Consider the following 5581-nt stretch of genomic DNA (forward strand, 5'->3'; position numbering starts at 1 on the left):
GGTATGCCCAGTGTGCCAGGTTCACTGTTCAACAGGGTGCGGTTACCGCCCGATCCTGCGTCCCATAGGGCGCTTTTGTCGGGCGGCAACCGCACCCTACCTGCCAGTAAAGCCCTGCTCGCGAGTGCCAGGGACAGGAGGCGGAGGCGTTCGGACGATCGGCAGTCGAAGGCCATGGCCCGAGGGTCGGAGAGCTGACGCATCGGGCAAAGGACGGTTCGCGCACTCACCACCTGCCGAAGCCGTCCGGCGTGGGGGAGACGCGCGGGCGCGGTACAGGCAACCCGGGGCGAGCGTCGGCGGGGGCCTCTTCTTTTCGGGCGGCACGTCGAAGAGATCACTGATAGCCGTGGGACCCGCCGGGCCCGATCCCGCGGAGGGGTTCTACGGAAGCCCTGTGTTTTCAAGGGGATGGGCAGTCCGCCGGCGCAAACGCGCCGTCTGTGCAACACCGCCGTGTTGCACGTGCACCACGCAAAACACCCCCCTGACCGCGTTTTCGCAGGTCAGATGGGTGTTACTGGCGGTAGCGGTGGGATTTGAACCCGCTAGCGTGCCCCGTCTCACCTGCGGTTTCTCCGGAGAGCCCGAAAAATCGGGGCGTTTCGATCCTGTACGGTCCTGCTGGATCGGGGTCCGTGTGGACACGTCCACACGGGAGTGAAGCCCGTTGGCCCCGAGGTAGCGGCGTAGTGGCTGTCCCCGGGGGGTGGCGACGGGACAGTCAGCGGGTGCGGGCTTCGGGTTCGCGCCGGGGCAGCTCGTCAAGGTCGAGGTTGAAGGTCCGACCGTCGGCCAGCTCAATGGGTAGCTTGCCGGTGCCGTACTTGTGGGTGTGTGCCGCGATATAACCGGCCCCAGTGGGCTCGGTATGGATGACGACCTCCTGGGCGTACGGGTCCACGATCAGGTAGACCGGGATGCCGTAGCGGCCGTACTTGGCCGTGCAGTCGTCGTAGTCCTTGCGGGCGGAGGAGACGGACACCACCTCCGCGATCAGCAGGACGTCCTCGAAGCTGTAGCGCTTGCCCTGCTTCTGCGCGTCCTCGCGAAGGATCGCGAGATCGGGAGCGGAGTTCTCGTCGGCTGGGAAGTCGAGGTACACGTCGGAGGTCACCTTCGCGTGACGCCCCAGAGCGAGGGTGTCGATCTGCAACGAGCGGATCGTGCTGGAGTGCTCCTCGCTCTGCGGAGTCATGATCACCTTCCCGTCGGCACCGAAGAAGACCGTGTAACCCTCGGGGAACTCGGTGTGCATGATCGCGTCAACGCTCATCAACGGCTCCTTCCCATCGCCTCCCAGCATAGGGGCGCGCGTGCTGGAACAGGGGCCTCGTGCCCCTTGGGAGCGGGGTCGCCTTCGAGGAGTCTGCCGATCCTCATCCAGCAACCCAACATCACCCCAAACCGTCTGCTGCGTAAATCCCGAAACGTCTGCTGCTGCTAGAGTGCTGGATATGCCCAGGGGAATCTCTGTGAGGGGTGGGTCAAGAGTGAGTCGGTCGTGGCCGTGGTGGCTCGCGGGGTCCCTGACGATGAACATCGCCTTCGTGGCGGGCATCGTCGAGTACGCGCGGTCCAGGGACGTGCTCGGTGCCGTGCAGCATGGGGGTAGTGCGTTCGCGGTGGTCGCCGCGATCGCCGTCGTGATCGTCGTCGCCTTTCGGCGCTGACTCCGCAAGGTGGGTGTCATGCAAGAGACCAGGTCCCTGATGGATTGGCTGGCACGGGCCGCCGATGCGCTGCGCGGCGACATGAGTGTCGACTCGATGCAGCAGCTCCTCCTGGCTGCGGTCTTCCTGCGTCATATCTCGGACGTTCCCGAGGATGTGGCCCAGGGGCGTCCGACCTGGCAGGGCTTGGTGGACGAGGTGGGCCATTGCGGACAATCCAAGGAGGTTGTCCGACAGGCGCTGCATGCCTGGAGCGGTGATTACGGGCAGCTTTGCCTGGACCTGGACGACGATCCGGTTCTCGGGGAGCTGTACTCCGGAGGCCCGAGGGCGGACCAGGCATTGCGGGACCTCTTTGCCGTCTTGGACCGCGCGAGTCGGGAGTTGCCAATGGCGGAGCTGTACGAGCAGTGCCTTGCGCGATTCTCGGAGGATCGGACTGGTGGTGAGTACTACACGCCGCGCGGAGTCATCCGGACGATGGTGGAGCTGATGGCGCCGGCGCCGGGTGACGAGGTTTACGACCCGGCATGTGGGTCGGCTGGGTTCTTGACTGAGGCGGCGCGTTACGTAGATGCGCACCACGGACCGTTGTTGGATCACGCTGGGCCCGCGCTTCGGCTGTTCGGCCAAGACGTCAACGCACGTACGCGCCGGATCGCGGTGATGAACTTGATCCTCCACGGCTTGGACCAGGAAATGGGCCGGGGGATTGGCCAAGGTGACAGCCTTGCGCAGGGTTCGGAAGTCAGCGAGAAGCACACCGTCGTACTTGCGAACCCACCCTTCAGCATGGCCTGGCAAGACCATGGGCACGGCCGGTTCGTGCCCTGGCGCTACGGTCAGCCGCCCAAGAGTAAGGCAGACTTCGCTTGGGTTCAGCATGTGCTGGGCTCGCTCAAGCCCGGTGGCCGTGCGGCGATCCTCCTAGCGAATGGTGCGTCCTTTCGAGGGGGTGCCGAGCGGCGCATCCGAGCCGGTCTGGTGCAGGACGACGTACTCACTGCTGTCGTTCAACTGCCACCTGGACTCTTCTCGCACACACGGATCCCCGCATGTGTGTGGATCTTCGACAGGTCCAAGCAGTCCCACGCCAAGAACCGGGTCCTCTTCGTCGATGCACAGGACGCGGGCGCGCAGGTAAGCCGGGGCAGACGCGCCCTCACCGACGAGGACGTCGCACGGATCGTCGACACCTTCAGGAACTGGTCAGCAGGCAGAGAGAGCGAAGAGCCGGGGTGGTGCCGGACTGTCACCCTGAATGAGATTGAGGCAGCTGATTTCGATCTCCAGCCCGCACGCTACGTCATGCCGGTCGTCGCCGAAGCCGCAGCTGGTGACGACGAGCGCCGAGTGCGTGAGCTGACGGAGGACCTCTACGGATACTTCGCCGAAGCCGCGCGCCTGGAGCATGAGCTTCGCGCCATCTTGGAGGCGTCGTGAGCGGACACGCGCAGTGGACAACGCTCACCGACCTGCCTGGAGTGGAGGTGGTCGGGTATGGCATCAACCGCCCGGGTCGCCCTGATCCGGAAGGCATCCCCATGCTTCGGGCCGGGGATATCACCGACGGTCGTATCCGGCAGGCGGAACTGGTCTGCGTGGGACGGGAAGTGGCAGAAAGTCATCCGAAGACGCGGCTGCGCCCCGGTGACCTGCTCGTAGTTCTTGTGGGACGGATCGGCGAAGCCGCCGTAACAGGACCGGAGCACGAGGGGTGGAATGTCGCGCGCTCGGTGGCCTTGGTTCGTTGCCACGACCTCGGTCTTGCCCAATGGCTTCGGATCTGGCTCGCCATGCCCGCCGCCCGTGCCTGGTGTGAGGCACAGGCTGTCGGCACCGTGCAACGCACGCTCGGGCTGAGGTCACTGCGCCAACTGCCCGTTGCGCTGCCGCCACTGGCAGAGCGTGAACGAACCATGCGCGTGGTTCGTGTCATTGAGAGCAGGATCGATGTCAACGACCAAATCGCGCACACCGCTGTCGCACTTGCAGACGCCCACTTCGGTGTGCTGACGGCGGACCGGGGGGGATGGGCGGAGAAGACCTTCGGCGGAGTCGTCCGCGAAGTCCGGACCGGAACGGCCGCACGGCCATCCGCACATCAAGGGGGCGATGCGTGGATAGCGCCCGCCGATGTGTTGCGCAATCCGTTTCCCCACTTCGACACCGTGAGCACACCGGACCTGCCGGGTGGCGTTGGCCGCTTGCTCGTGGTTCCCAAGGCGGGACAGGTGCATGTCGCAGTCGCCCACACGCCCGTGACCACGAGCCGTGGGGTGCTTGCACTGGACCCCGCAGGGGAGGACGACGCTTGGTGGCTGCTGCATGAAATCCGTGCCAGAGGCCGCGAGTTGGCGCACCTCGCGCAGGGCACTGCGGGCCGCGAGCTGAGTGCCCGGACCTTTGGTCAGGCGGCGGTGGCCTGGCCGCCTCAGGAGACGCTGGCGCGCTTCGCCCGCATTGCAAGAGCGCTCCACGCGCGGGCACTCACGGCCCAGCGAGAGAACCGGACCCTGCGCACTCTCCTTGCCGAGGTCGCGCGCACTCTGGAGGCGGTTGGAGAAACGCCCTTGGGGCCGCAAATGGACCCACCTGAGAGTCGGGAAGAGGAGCCGTACCTCAGGTGAGGGCCCACGGAGACCGAGAAGGCCCCGAGAGGGGCTGGATCCCTCCGTAGGACCGCGTGAAGGCTGTGGATTTTCAGGGATCTTGGACGATCGACGTTCGACGGCGTGTGGACGGGTCCACACGCCGGCCACACGCAAAAACCCCTATGATGCACGTTTCCGCAGATCAGAGGGGTTTCACAAGCGGTAGCGGGGGGATTTGAACCCGCTAGATGAGTAGTTCCGATGTGGCTCAGTGGTCGTAGGCGGTCAATGACCTGGTGACGGGGGCGCCGATGGCTCGGTTGTGCCAGATGGCGCAGGTCATCGCGAGGATCCGTTGGGCCACGCGGACGCCGACGCCTTCGATGGTGCGGCCGCCGTGCTGTTCGAGGTCGAGCTGGCCTTTGAGGGTGTCGTTGACCGATTCGATCAGCTGCCGCACCGTTTTGAGCAGGGATTCTCCTGGTCGTGGGGTGCGGTTGCGGTAGGAGGGCCGCAGCAGACGCACGCCATGGGTGGCGAGGAGGCGGTCGAGTTCAGCGGCGGTGTAGCCCTTGTCCGCCAGGATGAGCAGCCCGGGGCGGGATGCGGCGAGTTCGGGTTCGAAGTCCAGCAGGGCGGCCAGCACCTGTCGTTCGTCGATCTTCGGATCGGCCAGGGCCCAGGTGACCGGGAGGCCGGCGGGGGTGCATACCAGGTGCAGTTTCAGGCCCCAGTAGTAACGGGAGTGTGAGCGGCAGTAGCCGTAGTTCGCCCAGCCGGCCAGTTCGGAGCGTTTGACCGTCTCGCGGGAGCGGGCGCATTCGACGGGCGTGGAGTCCACGATCCACACGTCGTCCAGCCACAGGTCGCAGTCCGCGGCCAGTGATCGGATGGCCCGTTTGACCAGGGGCAGAGCCGCTCGCAGGCGCTTGTTGTAGGCGGGCCGCTGGGGCAGGTACGGGAACAGGCTGTGCAGGTGGGCGTGGGCGAAGCGCAGCCAGCGGGCCTCGCAGTGAAAGCCCAGCACCGCCTGGGCCACGGCCAGTGTGACCAGCTCCGCGTCGGTCAGCCGCGGCGGACGGCCACGCCACCGTGGGCTCTTTAAATGGTCATCGACGTGCACATACAGTGCGGTCAAGAGGGTGTCTAGTTCGGTCGTCACAACCCGATGCTGGACACCCTCCCTGCGTCCGTGAACCCCGCATTCGGAACTACTCGTCTAGCAGGGCGACTTGTGGACGTGTTCAGCGAGCCGAAGAGCCTGTGGGATGGGGCTGCGTTGGTCGGCGATCGGATCCAAGTTCTGCCGGCGCT

General features: G+C 65.8%; 5 protein-coding genes. 3 read left to right on the plus strand and 2 right to left on the minus strand.

What is annotated here, in order from left to right; all coding sequences use genetic code 11:
- Positions 1-724: 724 nt before the first annotated feature.
- Entirely contained in the window at positions 725-1276 is a 552-nt protein-coding gene (locus tag ACFU99_RS31180) for a Uma2 family endonuclease (RefSeq protein ID WP_384398392.1), read from the minus strand.
- 217 nt (positions 1277-1493) lie between these two features.
- Here ACFU99_RS31180 and ACFU99_RS31185 point away from each other — a divergent pair, with 217 nt between their 5' ends.
- From ACFU99_RS31185 to ACFU99_RS31195, 3 genes are read left to right on the plus strand one after another with little or no spacing between them, the layout of a single operon-like run.
- The gene (locus ACFU99_RS31185; RefSeq protein ID WP_384398394.1) at positions 1494-1673 is read left to right on the plus strand and encodes a hypothetical protein; all 180 of its coding nucleotides are present in this window, start codon (positions 1494-1496) and stop codon (positions 1671-1673) included.
- 18 nt (positions 1674-1691) lie between these two features.
- Positions 1692-3116, plus strand: coding sequence for an N-6 DNA methylase (locus ACFU99_RS31190; RefSeq protein ID WP_384398396.1), 1425 nt, complete (start codon positions 1692-1694; stop codon positions 3114-3116).
- Positions 3113-4303, plus strand: coding sequence for a hypothetical protein (locus tag ACFU99_RS31195; RefSeq protein ID WP_384398398.1), 1191 nt, complete (start codon positions 3113-3115; stop codon positions 4301-4303). The genes ACFU99_RS31190 and ACFU99_RS31195 overlap by 4 nt, the downstream gene beginning before the upstream one ends.
- Positions 4304-4535: 232 nt before the next feature.
- Here the strand turns inward: ACFU99_RS31195 and ACFU99_RS31200 are convergent, their stop codons facing one another.
- Positions 4536-5429: an IS982 family transposase gene (locus ACFU99_RS31200; protein ID WP_384398400.1), complete on the minus strand. Its 894-nt coding sequence runs from the start codon at positions 5427-5429 to the stop codon at positions 4536-4538.
- Between the last annotated feature and the right edge of the window lie 152 nt (positions 5430-5581).

It is taken from the genome of Streptomyces sp. NPDC057654 (assembly GCF_042800135.1).
Classification (GTDB): domain Bacteria; phylum Actinomycetota; class Actinomycetes; order Streptomycetales; family Streptomycetaceae; genus Streptomyces.

Bases quoted from the DNA above. Each gene is read 5' to 3' on its own strand.
- ACFU99_RS31180 (WP_384398392.1), bottom strand. From the start codon at position 1,276: ATGAGCGTTGACGCGATCATGCACACCGAGTTCCCCGAGGGTTACACG.
- ACFU99_RS31190 (WP_384398396.1), top strand. From the start codon at position 1,692: ATGCAAGAGACCAGGTCCCTGATGGATTGGCTGGCACGGGCCGCCGAT.